Source organism: Kosakonia sacchari SP1 (assembly GCF_000300455.3).
Classification (GTDB): Bacteria; Pseudomonadota; Gammaproteobacteria; order Enterobacterales; family Enterobacteriaceae; genus Kosakonia; species Kosakonia sacchari.
The window spans coordinates 1185861-1203798 of record NZ_CP007215.2 but is presented as its reverse complement, the minus strand read 5'-3'; the positions used below and the strand labels follow the sequence as shown (position 1 = coordinate 1203798).

Genomic DNA, 17938 nt, shown 5'->3' with positions numbered 1-17938 from the left:
CACCACGGAGTTAATCGGATGAGTGACTACCATCATGGCGTTCAGGTCGTTGAAATTAACGACGGCACACGCGTCATTTCCACTGTCTCAACCGCCATCGTCGGCATGGTTTGTACCGCCAGCGACGCCGATGCGGCAACCTTTCCACTGAATGAACCGGTGCTTATCACCAACGTGCAAAGCGCCATTGCCAAAGCGGGCACCAAAGGTACGCTGGCATCGTCTTTACAGGCGATTGCCGATCAGGCGAAACCGGTGATCGTTGTAGTACGTGTCGCGGAAGGCAGCGGTGACGATGCCCAGGCGCAGACGATTTCCAACATCATCGGCACTACCGATGCAAACGGGAAATACACCGGCCTGAAAGCACTGCTGACCGCCGAAGCGGTGACCGGCGTGAAACCGCGTATTCTTGGCGTGCCGGGTTACGACACCCAGGAAGTCGCCACCGCGCTGGCGCCCATCTGCCAGAAGCTGCGCGCCTTCGGTTACGTTAGCGCCTGGGGCTGCAAAACGATTTCCGACGCCATTAAGTACCGCGAGAATTTCAGCCAGCGCGAGCTGATGGTGATTTGGCCGGACTTCCTCGCCTGGGATACCGTCGCTAACGCCAGCGCCACGGCGTACGCCACTGCGCGCGCACTCGGCCTGCGCGCTTATATTGATCAGTCTGTTGGCTGGCACAAAACCCTGTCTAACGTCGGCGTGAACGGCGTGACCGGCATCAGCACCCCGGTATTCTGGGATTTGCAAGAGTCCGGCACCGATGCGGATCTGCTCAACCAGGCAGGCGTCACCACGCTGATTCGCAAAGACGGCTTTCGTTTCTGGGGCAACCGCACCTGTTCGGACGATCCGCTGTTCTTGTTTGAAAACTATACCCGTACTGCACAGGTTATCGCCGACACCATGGCCGACGCGCATATGTGGGCAGTGGACAAACCGATTACCGCGACGCTTATCCGCGACATCATCGATGGCATTAACGCGAAATTCCGTGAGCTGAAAAGCAACGGTTACATCGTCGATGCAACCTGCTGGTTCGATGAATCCGCCAACGACGCCGAAACCCTGAAGGCCGGGAAACTGTATATCGATTATGACTATACGCCGGTCCCGCCACTGGAAAACCTGACCTTACGCCAGCGCATCACCGATAAGTACCTGGCGAACCTGGTCTCCTCGGTTAACAGCAATTAAGGAGCCTGATAAATGGCAATGCCGCGAAAACTGAAATACATGAACGTGTTCCTCAATGGCTACAGCTACCAGGGTGTCGCCAAATCCATCACCCTGCCGAAACTGACCCGCAAGCTGGAAAACTACCGCGGTGCAGGCATGAACGGTGTCGCGCCGATTGATATGGGCCTGGATGACGAGGCGATGTCAATGGAGTGGTCGCTGGGCGGCTTCCCGGATGAAGCCATCTGGGAACTGTATGGCGCGACCAGTACCGACGCGGTGCCGATCCGCTTCGCGGGCTCTTACCAGCGCGATGACACCGGGGAAACGGTGGCGGTGGAAGTGGTGATGCGTGGTCGCCAAAAAGAGATCGACACTGGCGAAAACAAACCGGGTGAAGATACGGAATCCAAAATCTCCGTGATTTGCACCTACTTCAAACTGACCATCGATGGCAAAGAGCTGGTGGAGATCGATACCGTCAACATGGTTGAAAAAGTGAACGGCGTCGATCGTCTCGAACAGCACCGCCGCAATATCGGCCTGTAATGCCCCCACCCGGTCAGCCTGGCTGGCCGGGTTTTCCCCCGCAAAAGCAACGAGGATCGTATGAGCCACGAAACAGATAACGTCATTACCCTGCAAACCCCGATTAAACGCGGCGAGCAGTTGATCAACTCCCTTACACTGATGAAACCGAACGCCGGTACGCTGCGCGGCCTGAGCCTGGCCGCGGTGGCAAACGCCGAAGTGGACGCGCTGATTAAAGTGCTGCCGCGCATTACCTCGCCTTCGCTTACCGAGCAGGAAGTGGGTGCGCTGGATCTGGTCGATATGGTTGCGCTGGCGGGCAAGGTGGTCGGTTTTTTGTCACCAGCTTCGGGACAGTAAATTTTCCGCCCAGGCTGTCAGTTGACGATCTGATGGCGGATATCGCGGTGATCTTCCACTGGCCGCCATCGGAGCTCTACCCCCTGAGTCTGAGCGAACTCATCACCTGGCGCGAAAAAGCGCTGCAGCGAAGCGGAAATACATATGAGTAACAGCGAAAATATCGAGGCCCTACTCGCTGCTGTTGATCAGGCGGCGCGGCCATTTAAATCCCTGCAGACGGCGAATGTGTCGCTGGCTGACGGTATCAAAGAGACGGAAAAAAACCTGCGTGGCCTGTATAGCCAGGCTGCGCAGATTGACGGATTTACCCGCACACAAAGCGCACTTAACGGCGTTAGCCAGCAGCTAAAGATCGCCAAAGCGAGCACGCAGGCGCTGGCCTTCGAACTGAAAAAAATCGATAAACCCAGTGAAGCGCAGTTAACCGCGCTGGATAAGGCGCGCGCCAATGTGAGCGCGCTGAAACAGCAGCACGACAGTTTACGCCAGTCGGTAAAAAACCAGCGGCAAACATTGCAACAAGCGGGGATCAGTACCCGTGCGCCTGCAACAGCAAGACAACGCCTGCAGCAGAACATCAGCAGCGCTACCGAGCAGCTGTCGAGCCAACAGCAAGCGCTAAAGCAGGAGAACCGCCAGCAGCGGCTGGTGAAAATCAAAGAGAGCCAGCAGTCGATTCTGGGTGTGGCGGGGAAAGTATCCGCCGTCGGCAAGACCGGGATGTCGATAGCGACCACCGGATTTAATCTTGGCAAAAAATTGCTGCAGCCGGGATATGAAGCGTCACTGCAAACGCATCCAGCCGAGTCACCTGCAACACCGGGCAGCGCTATTGCTTCGCTGCAAGCTCGCACCGCCGTGTCGCCCACGATACCGGGCACCGCTGTTGCCACTCTGAAAACTCACACCGCAGCGCCGGGCACCGCAGTCGCAAGCCAGCAGCTGAGCGCGGGGAGCCTCGCACCGGCTGTCGCCGCCCAAAACAATAGTACCGGCGCTCCGGCGGCTGAGATGCAGAATAATGTCGGCAACCTCGGCACGGATTTAGCCGCGCTGCAGGCGGCTTATCAATCCCTGAGCGTGGATATTTTCGCCACCCAGGCGTCGTCGCTGCGCATGCTGGTGCAGACCGCGACCGGTTATCTCGGGCAGCTCCAGCAGTGGGTACAAAACAACCAGGGGCTGGTGCAGAGCTTTGGCCTGATTGCAACGGTGATCGTCGGCGTCGCCGGGGCAATCGGCACTGTCGCAAGCGTGATTGCGCCGGTCTTTACAGGGATCAGCACGCTTATCACCATTGCGATGACTTTTGGCAGCGTGTTTACCACCGTTTGTGGCGGGATCATGGCAGTTATCGGCGGACTCACCTGGCCAATTGTTGCCGTAGTGGCCGCCGTCGCCGCTGGCGCTGCGCTGATTTATAAATACTGGGAGCCCATTAGCGCCTTTTTTAGCGGCGTGATTGAGGGGATCGTCGCGGCATTTGCCCCCATTGCCGAAATGTTTGCGCCATTACAACCGGTTTTCGATGCCATCGGAGGTGCACTGCAAAAGGTAAAAGACACCTTCAGCGAGCTGCTGACGCCAATCAAGGCCAGCGAGGAGACGCTCACACAATTCGGCAACGTCGGGCAGTTTATTGGAAAAGTGCTTGTTAATGCATTCACCTGGCCGCTGACCCTTTTACGTTCACTGAACGAGAGCGCGATGGGGTTGCTGGAGACGCTGGGCATTATTGATAAAAAACCCGCGCAGGCGCTCAAACCGCTTATCGAGCAACCCGCCACTGGAGGGGTTTCCAGCTATATCCAGCCCACAAGTGCGCAGCCGGGATATAACGCCTATCAGATGGCACGCCCGTCAACAGGCGGCTCTTACCTCGACCAAAGCCGTACGGAATATAACGTCACGCTGCAGGGTGATGTCACGCCGGGTAGCAATAACGAACGCTATTTGCAGGAACTGTTCCGTCAGGATGCCAATAACCGGCGCAACAACGCGTTATCCCAATTCAACCCGTAAGGAGAGTTCGCATTATGATGCTGGCATTGGGGCTTTTTGTTTTCATGCGGCAGACGCTGCCGTTCCAGAATATGGATCGTACCTCAGCGTTTAATTGGAAGGACAACGCGCGCGTGGGCAAGCGCGCGGCGTTTCAGTATATCGGTCCCGGCGAGGATACCATCAATATCGCGGGCGCACTCTACCCGGAACTGACTGGCGGCGTGCTGTCGCTTGCGGCGGTACGTCTGATGGCCGAGCAAGGGCGCTCGTGGCCGCTTATTGACGGAACCGGAATGATTTACGGCATGTATGTCATAAGCAGCGTCACCGAAAACGGTTCGGAATATTACAGTGATGGTTCACCGCGCAAAATCACCTTCACGCTCAAACTTACGCGTGTTGATGAGTCGCTGGAGGCTCTGGCAGGTGATCTTCGCACTCAGGGGGAACAATTGTTCAGGGACGCGACGAAGATACTGGGGAACTTGTGATGATTGACATACTCACCCAGGATTTGGGGCGAACGAGTGTCCCCCTGTTTACGCTGAAGCTAAAGCAGAAACAGCACGATCCGCAGCAAGCGCAAAAACAGAAAGTAAAAGACATTACCTACGATATTGCGCCTCGCCTGATAGCGTTGACCGTCACCGACAATCGCGGGTTTGAGGCCGATACGCTAACGCTAACGCTGGATGATGCCGACGGGAAAATCCAGATGCCGCAGCGCGGTAATGAAGTCAGCGTCGCCATTGGTCGACTAGGAGAACTGCTCACCAATATGGGCACGTTTACCATCGATCAGGTGACGCACCGAGGTACGCCGGATCAGGTGGTTGTTACTGGCCGCAGCGTCGATTTTCGCGGCAATATGAACAGCCCAAAAGAGTGGTCATGGCATGACACAACGCTTGGCGAAGTTGTCAAAGATATCGCCTGGCGTAATTCACTGAGCGCCAATGTCGCGCCAGCGCTGGCAAATATAAAAATCGCCCATATCGACCAGTCTAATGAGTCCGACATTGGCTTTCTGACCCGGCTGGCAACCCGCAACGGTGCCGAAATCGCCGTGAAATCAGGTACGCTGATTTTCCTTGTTCCTGGCATGTGCGTTCGGGGCGGCAAGGTTGTTCCTTCGGTGACGATCACCCCCAGCGATGGCGACTCGCACGAGTTTACCCTTGCCGATCGCGTAGCTTACAGCGGTGTGGTTGCCCATTGGCAAGATACCAGAACGCCAAATGCGCAGACGAAGCAGATAAAACTGACGCGCAAAGCCGCCACAACCGGCAATGCAAAGCCTGAAGCGACGGATTACACCGCTGGCTCAAAAGATAATATCTATACCCTACCGACGACGTACGCTTCTAAAGATGAAGCCATGCGGGCTGCAGAGGCGCAGTGGCAAGACATCCAGCGCAACGCGGCGAAATTTACGCTCACTCTTGCTCAGGGGCGCACCGATATCTCCGCAGAAAGCCCTGTGTATGTTTCAGGTTTTAAAGATGCGATCAACAACACGCCCTGGGTAATCAAAAAAGTGACACATGGCATTGATAGCAATGGTTTTATTAGCAAACTGGAGCTGGAGGTTCGGGTTGACGGCGTTGAATATGAAGTGCAGCAATAGCGTCAAATGCATTCTTTAGCTTGCATTTGCAAGCTAATGGGATAACATAGCTGGCATATACACGAGGGAGAAACCACCATGATGCATTGCCCGGTATGCCAACAAGCGGCGCACGCGCGCTCCAGCCGCTATCTCAGTTCTGAGACCAAAGAGCGCTATCACCAGTGCCAGAATATTCACTGCGGTTGTACGTTCGTCACCCATGAGTCGCTGGCGCGTTATATTGTCCGCCCGCCAGCACTGCAAGTGAGCGCGTCGCACGCCGGGAAGTAATCCGGCCAAAATACTCAAAAGCCTGCGCCAGCAGGTTTTTTATTTCTGTATTGATAGCGGGTAATGAAAAAATTTCGTGGGCAATGTGGGGTAACAAAGCATAACAACCGCTGATAGAGATAGCGCCCAGAGGTCGGCCTGAATTAAAACCAGGTATCTGCCAGTTCGGCGAGGCGTAAATTCAAAGACAATAATGCGAAACCAGAATTTCTTGTCATGCGTATCTACAGGACGCAGTTTTAAATTCATAATCAAAGGATTAATAAATATCGCTGCTGTTGTGAACGATTTAAATCTCAAAGCAATAAGGCAAAACCTGATGCTTATCACCGCCGCAAAAGGCAGTTTTCAAACAGGCATAAAAAAGGGGTTGGCATTACGCCAACCCCTTGTTTCATAACACGCTTTGGATGTAGCGTGTGCGCTATCTTAGTTAAGACGCTCTTTAATACGAGCAGACTTACCAGTACGCTCACGCAGGTAGTACAGTTTAGCTTTACGAACGGCACCACGACGTTTGACAGAGATGCTGTCAACTACCGGAGAGTGAGTCTGGAAGACACGCTCAACGCCTTCGCCGTTGGAAATTTTACGAACAGTGAATGCAGAGTGCAGACCGCGGTTACGAATAGCGATAACCACGCCCTCGAATGCCTGCAGACGTTTTTTGGAACCTTCAACAACCCATACTTTCACTTCCACGGTATCACCCGGACGGAAGGAAGGTACGTCCTGCTTCATCTGCTCTTGTTCAAGTTGCTTAATAATGTTGCTCATAATTTAATCTCTTATCCTGGGTAAACTGATATTCGGGTGGTTTCTTAAACCAACCCATCATGTTTCTGTTGCTGTTGTGCGTGTTCACGCTGGAACTCCGCCAGCAACCTTGCTTGCTCTTCAGTCAGAGCCAGGTTTTCCAGAAGTTCAGGTCTTCTAAGCCAGGTGCGGCCCAGCGACTGCTTCAAACGCCAGCGACGTATCTCGGCATGGTTCCCCGACAGTAACACCGCCGGTACTTCCATCCCTTCTAACACTTCAGGTCGGGTATAGTGTGGGCAGTCCAGCAACCCATCGGCAAAAGAATCTTCTGTTGCCGAAGCTTCATGGCCCAGTACCCCCGGAATAAACCGGGAAACCGAGTCAATCAGCGTCATCGCTGGTAACTCACCACCGCTGAGAACGTAATCGCCGATAGACCATTCTTCGTCAATCTCGGTTTGAATTACGCGCTCATCTATCCCTTCGTAGCGACCGCACACCAGAATCAGTTTCTGATTCGTTGCCAGTTCGCTGACGCCCGCTTGATCAAGCTTGCGCCCCTGAGGCGACAGATAAATCACTTTGGCGCCTTCGCCCGCCGCGGCTTTTGCTGCATGAATGGCGTCCCGTAACGGGTTCACCATCATTAACATCCCCGGTCCGCCGCCGTAAGGACGATCGTCCACGGTGCGGTGCCGGTCGTGAGCGAAATCACGCGGACTCCAGCTCTGGATGCTCAGCAGGCCATTTTTTACTGCCCGGCCAGTTACCCCGTAGTCGGTAATCGCGCGGAACATTTCAGGAAACAGGCTAATTATGCCAATCCACATAGCGCCGTCTTTTACCGTATATCCGGAGGTTCAAAAACCAGGATCCCAATCTACTTCAATGGTTTGAGTAGTGAGATCGACTTTCTTGATAACCTGCCCATCGAGGAACGGAACCAACCGCTCCTTGATACCAAATGCATCTTTCAGGTTTGCCTTGATGACAAGAACGTCATTCGACCCGGTTTCCATCATATCGACGACTTTACCGAGGCTGTAACCTTCAGTAGTCACTACCTGGCAGCCCATCAGGTCTTTCCAGTAGTAGTCACCCTCTTCCAGTTCCGGCAACTGCGCGGAATCCACGACAATTTCACAATTGGTCAGAAGATTCGCGGCATCTCTGTCATCAACACCTTTCAGTTTGATGACGATGTCCTGATTGTGGTAGCGCCAGCTTTCCAGCTCAATGCTCTGCCACTGACCCGCTTTCTGGATAAACCAGGGCTGATAGTCAAAAATGCTTTCGGCGTCTTCGGTGGAGGAAAACACTCTGAGCCAACCACGAATTCCGTAAGAAGACCCCAGCTTGCCGACGATAATTGGCTCAACAGGGACCGGTGCGGCTTGTTGCTTGCTCATCATGACCACCGTGACAGATTAAGCTGCTTTCTGTGCTGCTTTGATCAGCGCGGAAACGCGATCGGAAACGGTAGCGCCCTGGCCAACCCAGTGCTGAATACGATCCAGATCCAGGCGGGTGCCTTCTTCTTTCTCGGAAGCGATCGGGTTGAAGAAACCAACGCGCTCAATGAAGCGACCGTTGCGTGCATTGCGGCTGTCAGTTACAACAACCTGGTAGAACGGACGCTTTTTAGCGCCGTGACGAGCTAAACGAATAGTTACCATAACATCCTCTTGTGTGAATAAAACACCAGGCCCCATCGAGGAACAGAGCCCGGTGTCATATTAAAAGCCCGAAAATTTTACTCATTTTTTGCTAAAAAGCAATCGACACGTGCTTTTTAGTGCACTGAGCCAGGGCGTCGCCGTTGCAGCCAGTTTGGTGTCGGCGTGCGCGCAAAAAGCGGAGCGTACACGGAGTACGTGAGCATTTTGAGCACACCCCGGCATCAAAATGGCAAATAAGGCAGCCCGATATTATCTACCCGGGAAACCAGGCGGCATCATCCCCTTCATCCCGCGCATCATCTTCGCCATCCCGCCCTTCTTCATCTTCTTCATCATGCGCTGCATGTCGTCGAATTGTTTGAGCAGACGGTTCACATCCTGCACCTGCATACCGCAGCCAGCAGCGATACGGCGTTTACGCGAACCTTTGATGATGTCCGGGTTGGCGCGCTCTTTCAGCGTCATGGAATTAATGATCGCCTCCATACGCACCAGCACTTTGTCGTCCATTTGCGCTTTAACGTTGTCCGGGATTTGCCCCATGCCCGGCAGCTTGCCCATCAGGCTTGCCATGCCGCCCATGTTTTTCATCTGGCGCAATTGCTCAAGGAAGTCGGTCAGATCGAAGCCGTCGCCCTTCTTCAGTTTATTCGCCAGCTTTTCAGCCTGTGCGCGGTCAACTTTGCTTTCGATATCTTCGATAAGCGACAACACGTCGCCCATGCCGAGAATACGCGAGGCGATACGATCCGGGTGGAACGGCTCCAGCGCTTCAGTTTTCTCGCCGACACCGAGGAATTTAATCGGCTTGCCGGTGATATGGCGAATGGAGAGCGCCGCACCGCCGCGCGCATCGCCGTCCACTTTCGTCAGCACCACGCCGGTCAGCGGCAGCGCTTCATTAAAGGCTTTCGCGGTATTCGCGGCGTCCTGACCGGTCATGGCGTCGACGACAAACAGGGTTTCCACCGGCTTAATTGCCGCGTGAACCTGTTTGATCTCATCCATCATCGCTTCGTCGACATGCAGACGACCGGCGGTATCCACCAGCAGCACATCGTAGAATTTCAGCTTCGCCTCTTTCAGCGCGGCGTTAACGATGTCGACCGGCTTTTGCGCGACGTCAGAAGGGAAGAAATCGACGTCAACCTGCTGCGCCAGCGTCTCCAGCTGTTTGATCGCCGCCGGACGGTAAACGTCGGCAGAAACAACCATCACTTTTTTCTTGTGCTTCTCACGCAGGAACTTACCGAGCTTACCGACGCTGGTGGTTTTACCCGCACCTTGTAGACCCGCCATCAGCACCACCGCCGGCGGCTGCGCGGCGAGGTTCAGGCTCTGGTTCTCTTCGCCCATCGCCGCAACCAGTTCGTTGCGCACGATTTTGACGAACTCCTGGCCTGGCGTCAGGCTCTTGTTCACTTCATGACCAACCGCTTTCTCTTTTACGCGGTTGATAAAATCACGCACCACTGGCAGCGCAACGTCCGCTTCCAGCAGCGCCATACGCACTTCGCGCAGGGTGTCTTTGATGTTGTCTTCAGTGAGGCGTCCACGGCCACTGATATTGCGCAGGGTGCGCGACAAACGATCGGTTAAATTATCAAACATTGTCTCTCGCCTGAGGTGATACGATGGCCGCCAGCGCGACGCATAACAGAAATTTTCGGGAGTATAACATGAAGACCTTGCTCCTGTATGTGATGCAACTGTTGGAGCCAACGTCACGTAACGTTATACTGCTTTTCTTTCTTCTTCAGTCAACTGCCGACATCCTATGCCCGTTTTTGCCCTGATCGCTCTTGTCGCCTACTCAATCAGCATTGCGCTGATCGTTCCCAGCCTGCTGCAAAAAAACAGCGGCTGGCGCAGAATGGCCATCCTTTCGGCGGTAATCGCACTTATTTGTCACGGTTTCGGTTTGAAAGAGCGGCTGTTCCCGGATGACGGCGGGCAAAACCTGAGCCTGCTGAATGTTGGTTCGCTGGTCAGTCTGATGATCTGTACGGTAATGACCATTGTGGCGTCGAAAAATCGCGGCTGGCTGCTGCTACCGATTGTCTACACTTTCGCGTTGATCAACCTCGCCTTCGCCGTTTTTGTACCCAATGAGTACATCACCCATCTGGAAGCCACGCCCGGCATGCTGGTGCACATTGGCCTGTCGCTTTTCGCCTATGCCACCCTGATTATTGCGGCTATGTACGCGCTGCAACTGGCCTGGATTGACTACCAACTGAAGAATAAACGGCTGGCGTTCAGCAACGAAATGCCGCCGCTGATGGTGATTGAGCGCAAAATGTTCCACATCACCCAGGTTGGCGTGGTGCTGCTGACGCTGACGCTGTGCACCGGCCTGTTCTTTATGCAGAACCTGTTCAGCATGGAAAATATCGACAAAGCAGTGCTCTCAATCATCGCCTGGTTTGTCTACATTGTTTTGCTGTGGGGCCATTATCATGAGGGCTGGCGCGGCCGCAGGGTCGTCTGGTTCAACGTTGCAGGCGCGGGGATTTTAACGCTGGCCTATTTTGGCAGCCGCATTCTGCAGCAGTTCGCGAGCTAAACACAAAGGAGTTCCCCCTGGAACACATCTCCACCACGACGCTGATTATTACGCTAATCATCATGGTCGTGGTTTCGGCCTATTTTTCCGGTTCAGAAACCGGAATGATGACACTCAACCGCTACCGCTTGCGTCACTTAGCCAAGCAGGGTAACCGCGCGGCAAAACGCGTAGAAAAGCTGCTGCGTAAACCCGACCGTCTGATAAGCCTGGTGCTGATTGGTAACAACCTCGTCAATATTCTGGCGTCGGCAATTGGCACCATTGTTGGTATGCGCCTGTATGGCAATGCTGGTGTCGCTATCGCCACCGGCGTACTGACCTTTGTGGTGCTGGTGTTCGCCGAAGTGTTGCCAAAAACCATCGCCGCGCTCTACCCGGAGAAAGTGGCCTTTCCCAGCAGTTTCCTGCTCGCGCCGCTGCAAGTGATCATGATGCCGTTGGTGTGGTTGCTCAACGGTGTGACGCGCGTGCTGATGCGCATGGTGGGTATTAAAGCGGATGTGGTGGTCAGCGGCGCGCTCAGCAAAGATGAGCTGCGCACCATTGTGAACGAATCGCGCTCGCAAATTTCCCGCCGCAACCAGGACATGTTGCTGTCGATTCTCGATCTGGAAAAAGTCAGCGTTAACGACATCATGGTGCCGCGCAACGAAATTGTCGGCATTGATATCAATGACGACTGGAAAGCCATTGTTCGCCAGCTCACGCACTCGCCGCATGGCCGTATTGTGCTCTATCGCGATTCGCTGGACGACGCCATCAGCATGCTGCGCGTGCGCGAAGCCTACCGGCTGATGACGGAAAAAAACGAGTTCACCAAAGAGGTGATGCTGCGCGCCGCCGATGAAATCTACTATGTCCCGGAAGGCACGCCGCTGAGCGTGCAACTGGTGAAATTCCAGCGCAATAAAAAGAAAGTCGGCCTGGTGGTCGATGAATATGGCGATATTCAGGGGCTGGTGACGGTCGAGGATATTCTGGAAGAGATTGTTGGCGACTTTACCACGTCCATGTCGCCTGCGCTGGCAGATGAAGCCACGCCGCAAAATGACGGTTCGGTAATCATCGACGGCAGCGCCAACGTGCGCGAACTGAATAAAGCCTTTAACTGGCGCTTACCGGAAGACGAAGCCCGCACCATTAACGGCATGCTGCTGGAGGCGCTGGAAGAGATCCCGGCGGTGGGTACGCGTGTTCGTATCGAGCAGTACGACATCGATATTCTCGACGTGCAGGACAATATGATTAAGCAGGTTCAGGTGATCCCGGTGAAAGCGCTGCGGGAAAGCGTCGCCGAATAAGCGAATAACTGGCTTAACGCTGAAAGTCTTACTAACCCCAGGCCTGGCTGGGGGCTTTCTTTAGACAAAAAAACCCTCTCCGGGCGGAGAGGGTTTTATCAGAAAACGTTACGCCTTTGCTTTAGCAACGGTCACCATCGCAGCGCGAATGGTGCGGCCGTTTAAGGTGTAACCTTTTTGCATCACGCCCAGCACTTTACCGGCGGCAATCTCTTCAGATTCCACCATGGCAATCGCCTGATGCACGTTTGGATCCAGCGGAACGTCGGTTTCAGCAATCACTTCCACGCCGAATTTCTTCACCACATCCAGCATGTTTTTCAGCGTCAGTTCAATGCCTTCAACCATCGGTGCCATCTCGGCGTTGTCTTTGTCCGCCACTTCCAGTGCACGATCCAGGCTATCGATAACCGGCAGCAGTTCATTAATGAACTTCTCCAGCGCGAATTTATGCGCTTTCTCGATATCCTGTTCGGTACGGCGACGCAGGTTTTCCATTTCCGCTTTAACGCGTAAAACAGTTTCGCGCTCGCGGCTTTCCGCTTCAGCTAACTGCGCTTCAAGGTTCGCAATTTTCTCATCGCGCGGATCCACCTGCCCAGCAGAATCGTCAGACTCAACAACTGCCTCAACTTCGTCGTGCTGTTCCATGATAATTTCTTCCGGGGCTTGCCCGTCAGGCGTTTTCTGTTCTTTACTACTCATGAATTTCTCCGCGTTTTTTTGCATTCATCTCGCTAACCTGCATTATTATGGGGATCCGTTTCCGGGATTCAAGGGAACGTGACAGATTGTCATCATTTCATTCGCCACAAGGACCTCCAGAAAATGACCCATCATTTCAAGTGTATTGGTATTGTCGGGCATCCACGGCACCCTACCGCACTGACCACACATGAAATGTTATATCGCTGGTTAAGCGCCAAAGGTTATGACGTCATTGTCGAACAACAAATTGCCCAGGAATTGCAGCTCAATCATGTGAAAACCGGCACGCTGGCAGAAATCGGTCAACAAGCCGATCTCGCGGTGGTTGTCGGCGGCGACGGCAATATGTTGGGCGCGGCGCGCACGCTGGCGCGCTATGACATCAAGGTTATTGGGATTAACCGCGGCAACCTCGGCTTTCTCACCGATCTCGATCCCGACAACGCGCAGCAACAGCTGGCAGACGTGCTGGAAGGTCATTATATCGCTGAAAAACGTTTTCTGCTGGAAGTGCAGGTCTGCCAGCAAGAGTGCCAGAAGCGTATCAGTACCGCGATCAATGAAGTGGTGCTGCACCCGGGCAAAGTTGCCCATATGATAGAATTTGAAGTCTATATCGACGAAGTTTTTGCCTTTTCTCAGCGTTCCGACGGGCTGATTATTTCGACACCGACCGGTTCCACCGCCTATTCGCTCTCCGCTGGCGGGCCAATTCTGACGCCATCGCTGGATGCTATCACGCTGGTACCGATGTTCCCGCACACGTTGTCTGCGCGCCCGCTGGTGATAAACAGCAGTAGCACCATTCGCCTGCGTTTTTCACATCGCCGCAGCGATCTGGAAGTGAGCTGCGATAGTCAAATCGCGTTGCCGATTCAGGAAGGCGAAGATGTGTTAATCCGCCGCTGCGACTATCATCTCAACCTTATTCACCCTAAAGATTACAGCTATTTCAATACGTTAAGCTCTAAACTCGGCTGGTCGAAAAAATTATTCTGAATATCATCACACAACACTTTACTGTATATAAAACCAGTTTATACTGTACGAAAACACAGTTATGGTTTTTCATACAGGAAAGCAACCATGTTGGCACAACTGACCATCAGTAATTTTGCTATCGTTCGTGAGCTCGAGATTGATTTTCATAGCGGGATGACAGCTATTACCGGCGAAACCGGGGCGGGTAAATCGATTGCCATTGATGCGCTCGGGCTATGCCTTGGCGGCCGTGCAGAAGCCGACATGGTGCGCGCCGGTGCGCCGCGAGCTGACCTGTGCGCCCGCTTCGCACTCAAAGATACTCCAGCCGCCCAGCGCTGGCTGGAAGGAAACCAGTTAGAAGATGGGCGTGAGTGTTTACTTCGCCGTGTGATCAGCAGTGACGGGCGTTCCCGTGGTTTTATCAACGGCACGGCGGTACCGCTTTCTCAGCTACGTGAACTGGGCCAGTTGCTCATTCAGATCCACGGTCAGCACGCGCATCAGCTCCTTATTAAGCCCGAGCAGCAGAAAAATCTGCTCGACGGCTACGCCGGTGAGTATGCGCTCACTCAGCAAATGACCGAACACTACCGTGCATGGCATCAAAGCTGCCGCGAGCTGGCTCAGCATCAACAGCAAAGCCAGGAGCGCGCCGCCCGCGCAGAGCTTTTGCACTATCAATTGAAAGAGCTGAATGAATTTAACCCGCAGCCAGGCGAATTCGAGCAGATTGATGAAGAGTACAAACGCCTCGCCAATAGCGGTCAGTTACTGTCTACCAGCCAGCATGCACTGAACGTGCTGGCAGACGGGGAAGAGGCCAATCTGCAAAGTCAGCTCTATACCGCGCGTCAACTGCTTGGCGAACTGGCAGGTATGGACGCACGTCTTTCCGGCGTGCTGGATATGCTCGAAGAAGCTGCCATTCAGATTAGCGAAGCCAGCGATGAGCTGCGCCACTACTGCGACCGCTTAGATCTCGATCCAAACCGTTTGTACGAACTGGAACAGCGTATCTCACGACAGATTTCGCTGGCGCGCAAACATCACATCAGCCCGGAAGAGTTGCCTCAATTCCACCAGTCGCTGCTTGATGAGCAGCAATTGCTCGACGATCAGGCTGATTCCCAGGAAACCCTGGCGCTAGCTGTCACGCAGCACCACCAGCTCGCGCTGGCGACCGCCCAGCAGTTGCATGATCAGCGCGTGAAATATGCTCAGGAACTTGGCGAATTAATTACCGAAAGCATGCATGCGCTCTCCATGCCACATGGTGTGTTTACCATTGATGTGGCGTTTGATGCCCATTCGCTGACAACTGAAGGTGCCGATCGCATTGAATTTCGTGTGACCACCAACCCCGGACAGCCGTTGCAATCAATCGCTAAAGTCGCCTCCGGTGGTGAACTGTCGCGTATTGCGCTGGCTATCCAGGTGATCACCGCACGGAAGATGGAAACTCCGGCGCTGATTTTCGATGAAGTCGACGTTGGCATCAGCGGCCCGACGGCCGTTGTTGTAGGTAAGCTGCTGCGCCAGTTGGGCGAATCAACGCAGGTAATGTGCGTAACACACCTGCCGCAGGTTGCCGGTTGCGGCCATCATCACTTCTTTGTCAGCAAAGAAACGGATGGTGCAATGACCGAAACGCATATGCAGCCGCTGGATAAACGCGCCCGTTTGCAGGAGTTGGCGCGCCTGCTTGGCGGTAGTGAAGTGACCCGCAATGCGCTGGCGAACGCCAAAGAGCTGCTGGCAGCGTAAACTTTTTTGTAATATGACGGTCTGAGTTCTCGACAAAATCAACAACAGACCCGCTGGCAAAGGTTTTAAACTGGCGAAAGGTCTATTATCATCGGCATATTACATATGAGCCACGTATTGTTCGGGCCGAAAAGGAATCAAATCACTATGCGCTGTAAAATGCTGACTGCTGCCGCAGCGGTTCTTCTGATGTTGACCGCAGGTTGCTCTACCGTAGAACGCGTGGTTTACCGTCCTGATATCAATCAGGGGAACTACCTGACGCCAAATGATGTTTCTAAAATCCGCGTAGGTATGACGCAACAGCAGGTTGCTTATGCACTAGGTACACCGATGATGACCGACCCATTTGGCAGTAACACCTGGTTCTACGTGTTCCGCCAGCAGCCGGGTCATGAAGATGTTTCCCAGCAAACCCTGACGCTGACTTTCAGCAGCAATGGCGTATTGACCAATATGGATAACAAACCTGCGCTGACCAAAGGCTAAGGTTTCAGAAATGCAAAAAGGTGCTCAATGAGCACCTTTTTTGTTTGAGTTGCTTTGAGCCATTTATGTCGGCTCTTTTCCCGTCGTGTTCGGGCTCTTACTCACCGGCGCCGGGAACAAAACCCACGCTATCAGCTTACGCTTTCTTAGCTGACTTCTCAGCGCGCTGGCGGCGCAGCTCTTTCGGATCGGCAATCAACGGCCGGTAAATCTCTACGCGATCGCCGTCGTGCACGGCATCGTGCAATTTCACCGGGCGGCTGTAAATACCGACCTTATTCACTTTCAGATCAATATCATCACGCAGCTCGAGCAAACCGGAAGCAAGTATCGACTGCTCAACGGTTGCGCCCTCTTCCAGCGTCACCCGCTGAAGATACTGTTTCTCTGGCAGTGCGTAAGCCACTTCTACAGCAATATTACCCGGCACGGTAAACCTCTTTCGCCCGGTGCGTAAACGCCTGCACCATGTTTGCCGCCAGCTCTTTAAAGATGCGGCCAAACGCCAGCTCAATCAGCTTATTGGTAAATTCAAAATCAAGCTGGAACTCAATCCGGCAAGCCTCGGCGCTCAGCGGGGTAAATTTCCACCCGCCAATCAGCGACTTGAAAGGACCATCGACCAGATGCATCAAAATGCTTTGATTAGTGTCCAGCGTATTACGCGTGGTAAATGTCTTGCTGATCCCGGCTTTGGAAACATCCACCGCCGCGGTCATTTGCGTCGGCCCGGATTCCAGCACCCGGCTGCCAGTACAGCCAGGTAAAAACTGCGGGTAAGATTTTACATCATTCACTAACTTGTACATTTGTTCCGCGCTGTAAGGCACCAGCGCAGTACGGCTAATCTGAGGCATATCGTTTTCCGCGTTCACACAATCGTCAAATAATACCATTTCCCCAGGTTGAAAGGAAAACGCAATGCCCTAACTCATGCTAAGATAACCGGCTAAACCTCACAGGACGCAATGAGGTCAGTTTCAGATATCAGATTACCGGATGGCTTCACGACACTATGACGAAGAAAAAAGCATATAAACCAGGTTCAGCCACCATTGCGCTGAATAAGCGCGCCCGCCATGAATACTTTATCGAAGAGGAATTTGAGGCCGGGCTGGCACTGCAAGGCTGGGAAGTAAAATCCTTACGCGCCGGTAAAGCAAACATTGGCGACAGCTACGTTATTCTGAAAGACGGCGAAGCCTTTCTGTTTGGCGCAAACTTTACGCCGCTGACTGTAGCCTCCAGCCACTACGTTTGCGATCCGACTCGCACACGCAAACTGCTGCTTAACCAGCGCGAACTCGATTCACTCTACGGCCGCATTAACCGCGAAGGTTATACCGTGGTGGCGCTGTCGCTGTACTGGAAAAACGCCTGGTGCAAAGTGAAAATTGGCGTGGCGAAAGGTAAGAAACAGCACGACAAGCGCACCGATCTGAAAGAGCGTGAATGGCAGTTGGATAAAGCACGCATTATGAAAAATGCCGGGCGTTAATCACGCCCGCTTCGCCCTCTCACGCCGGGAGAGGGCCCAGAACGCCTCTCAACACCTCATTCAATAGTTTTATAGATAATCCAGCACCGATTTTGATCTCCACATTGGCAAACATCCCCGCAGATCAGGAAAGATTTTCCAGTGCAGTTGGTCAGCTAAGTGCTCCTTGTGCGCGCATAAATCACCACCACAGAACAATCAACCACA

22 protein-coding genes are annotated in these 17938 nt (G+C 53.7%); 14 read left to right on the top strand and 8 right to left on the bottom strand.

Annotated features, from left to right (window positions below; genetic code table 11):
- Window positions 1–18 precede the first annotated feature (18 nt).
- The 8 genes from C813_RS28770 to C813_RS28735 all read left to right on the top strand — a co-directional run bounded on the left by C813_RS28770 (window position 19) and on the right by C813_RS28735 (window position 5980).
- Window positions 19–1200 carry a phage tail sheath protein gene (locus C813_RS28770; protein WP_017459933.1) on the top strand — a complete coding sequence of 394 codons (1182 nt, stop codon included), beginning with the start codon at window positions 19–21 and terminating at the stop codon, window positions 1198–1200.
- A gap of 12 nt (window positions 1201–1212) precedes the next feature.
- Window positions 1213–1731 carry a phage major tail tube protein gene (locus tag C813_RS28765; RefSeq protein ID WP_017459932.1) on the top strand — a complete coding sequence of 173 codons (519 nt, stop codon included), beginning with the start codon at window positions 1213–1215 and terminating at the stop codon, window positions 1729–1731.
- 60 nt (window positions 1732–1791) lie between these two features.
- Window positions 1792–2073, top strand: coding sequence for a phage tail assembly protein (locus C813_RS28760; RefSeq protein WP_017459931.1), 282 nt, complete (start codon window positions 1792–1794; stop codon window positions 2071–2073).
- 32 nt (window positions 2074–2105) lie between these two features.
- Entirely contained in the window at window positions 2106–2225 is a 120-nt protein-coding gene (locus C813_RS28755) for a GpE family phage tail protein (protein WP_017459930.1), read from the top strand.
- A complete protein-coding gene (locus C813_RS28750; RefSeq protein WP_017459929.1) occupies window positions 2218–4098 on the top strand; it encodes a phage tail tape measure protein in 1881 nt (626 codons plus the stop codon). Before C813_RS28755 ends, C813_RS28750 begins: the two co-directional genes overlap by 8 nt.
- Before the next feature lie 14 nt (window positions 4099–4112).
- Entirely contained in the window at window positions 4113–4571 is a 459-nt protein-coding gene (locus tag C813_RS28745) for a phage tail protein (RefSeq protein ID WP_017459928.1), read from the top strand.
- Window positions 4571–5707, top strand: coding sequence for a contractile injection system protein, VgrG/Pvc8 family (locus C813_RS28740; protein WP_017459927.1), 1137 nt, complete (start codon window positions 4571–4573; stop codon window positions 5705–5707). The genes C813_RS28745 and C813_RS28740 overlap by 1 nt, the downstream gene beginning before the upstream one ends.
- 78 nt (window positions 5708–5785) lie before the next feature.
- Window positions 5786–5980, top strand: a complete 195-nt coding sequence (locus C813_RS28735) for an ogr/Delta-like zinc finger family protein (protein ID WP_017459926.1) — start codon at window positions 5786–5788, stop codon at window positions 5978–5980.
- Between the two features lie 429 nt (window positions 5981–6409).
- Here the strand turns inward: C813_RS28735 and rplS are convergent, their stop codons facing one another.
- The 5 genes from rplS to ffh form a co-directional block, all read right to left on the bottom strand.
- On the bottom strand, window positions 6410–6757 hold the full coding sequence (gene rplS, locus C813_RS28730; RefSeq protein ID WP_004104634.1) for a 50S ribosomal protein L19: 348 nt from the start codon (window positions 6755–6757) through the stop codon (window positions 6410–6412).
- Between the two features lie 44 nt (window positions 6758–6801).
- The gene (gene trmD, locus C813_RS28725; RefSeq protein ID WP_017459925.1) at window positions 6802–7569 is read right to left on the bottom strand and encodes a tRNA (guanosine(37)-N1)-methyltransferase TrmD; all 768 of its coding nucleotides are present in this window, start codon (window positions 7567–7569) and stop codon (window positions 6802–6804) included.
- A gap of 30 nt (window positions 7570–7599) precedes the next feature.
- Complete coding sequence (gene rimM / locus C813_RS28720) at window positions 7600–8148, bottom strand: ribosome maturation factor RimM (RefSeq protein WP_017459924.1); 549 nt, start codon at window positions 8146–8148, stop codon at window positions 7600–7602.
- Between the two features lie 18 nt (window positions 8149–8166).
- Window positions 8167–8415, bottom strand: a complete 249-nt coding sequence (gene rpsP / locus C813_RS28715; RefSeq protein WP_017459923.1) for a 30S ribosomal protein S16 — start codon at window positions 8413–8415, stop codon at window positions 8167–8169.
- Window positions 8416–8667: 252 nt separating this feature from the next.
- Window positions 8668–10029 carry a signal recognition particle protein gene (gene ffh / locus C813_RS28710; RefSeq protein ID WP_017459922.1) on the bottom strand — a complete coding sequence of 454 codons (1362 nt, stop codon included), beginning with the start codon at window positions 10027–10029 and terminating at the stop codon, window positions 8668–8670.
- A gap of 166 nt (window positions 10030–10195) precedes the next feature.
- Between ffh and C813_RS28705 the strand changes: the two genes are divergently transcribed.
- Entirely contained in the window at window positions 10196–10984 is a 789-nt protein-coding gene (locus C813_RS28705; RefSeq protein WP_017459920.1) for a cytochrome C assembly family protein, read from the top strand.
- A 17-nt stretch (window positions 10985–11001) separates the two neighbouring features.
- Window positions 11002–12288, top strand: a complete 1287-nt coding sequence (locus C813_RS28700; RefSeq protein ID WP_025263874.1) for an HlyC/CorC family transporter — start codon at window positions 11002–11004, stop codon at window positions 12286–12288.
- 108 nt (window positions 12289–12396) lie between these two features.
- On the opposite strand, the gene grpE is transcribed toward C813_RS28700, so the two are convergent.
- Window positions 12397–12993: a nucleotide exchange factor GrpE gene (gene grpE / locus C813_RS28695; RefSeq protein WP_139164788.1), complete on the bottom strand. Its 597-nt coding sequence runs from the start codon at window positions 12991–12993 to the stop codon at window positions 12397–12399.
- A 123-nt stretch (window positions 12994–13116) separates the two neighbouring features.
- Between grpE and nadK the strand changes: the two genes are divergently transcribed.
- The 3 genes from nadK (at window position 13117) to bamE (ending at window position 16233) form a co-directional block, all read left to right on the top strand.
- Window positions 13117–13995 carry an NAD(+) kinase gene (gene nadK, locus C813_RS47405; RefSeq protein WP_017459917.1) on the top strand — a complete coding sequence of 293 codons (879 nt, stop codon included), beginning with the start codon at window positions 13117–13119 and terminating at the stop codon, window positions 13993–13995.
- 87 nt (window positions 13996–14082) lie between these two features.
- Window positions 14083–15744 (top strand): DNA repair protein RecN, encoded by a 1662-nt coding sequence (gene recN, locus C813_RS47400; protein ID WP_017459916.1) that lies wholly within the window; start codon window positions 14083–14085, stop codon window positions 15742–15744.
- Between the two features lie 147 nt (window positions 15745–15891).
- On the top strand, window positions 15892–16233 hold the full coding sequence (bamE, locus tag C813_RS28680; protein ID WP_017459915.1) for an outer membrane protein assembly factor BamE: 342 nt from the start codon (window positions 15892–15894) through the stop codon (window positions 16231–16233).
- Window positions 16234–16369: 136 nt separating this feature from the next.
- Here bamE and C813_RS28675 read toward each other — a convergent pair whose 3' ends face one another.
- Window positions 16370–16663, bottom strand: a complete 294-nt coding sequence (locus C813_RS28675) for an RnfH family protein (RefSeq protein WP_017459914.1) — start codon at window positions 16661–16663, stop codon at window positions 16370–16372.
- Window positions 16653–17090: a type II toxin-antitoxin system RatA family toxin gene (locus C813_RS28670; protein ID WP_025263873.1), complete on the bottom strand. Its 438-nt coding sequence runs from the start codon at window positions 17088–17090 to the stop codon at window positions 16653–16655. Before C813_RS28670 ends, C813_RS28675 begins: the two co-directional genes overlap by 11 nt.
- Before the next feature lie 158 nt (window positions 17091–17248).
- Here C813_RS28670 and smpB point away from each other — a divergent pair, with 158 nt between their 5' ends.
- Entirely contained in the window at window positions 17249–17731 is a 483-nt protein-coding gene (gene smpB, locus C813_RS28665; RefSeq protein ID WP_017459912.1) for an SsrA-binding protein SmpB, read from the top strand.
- The last annotated feature ends 207 nt before the right edge of the window (window positions 17732–17938 follow it).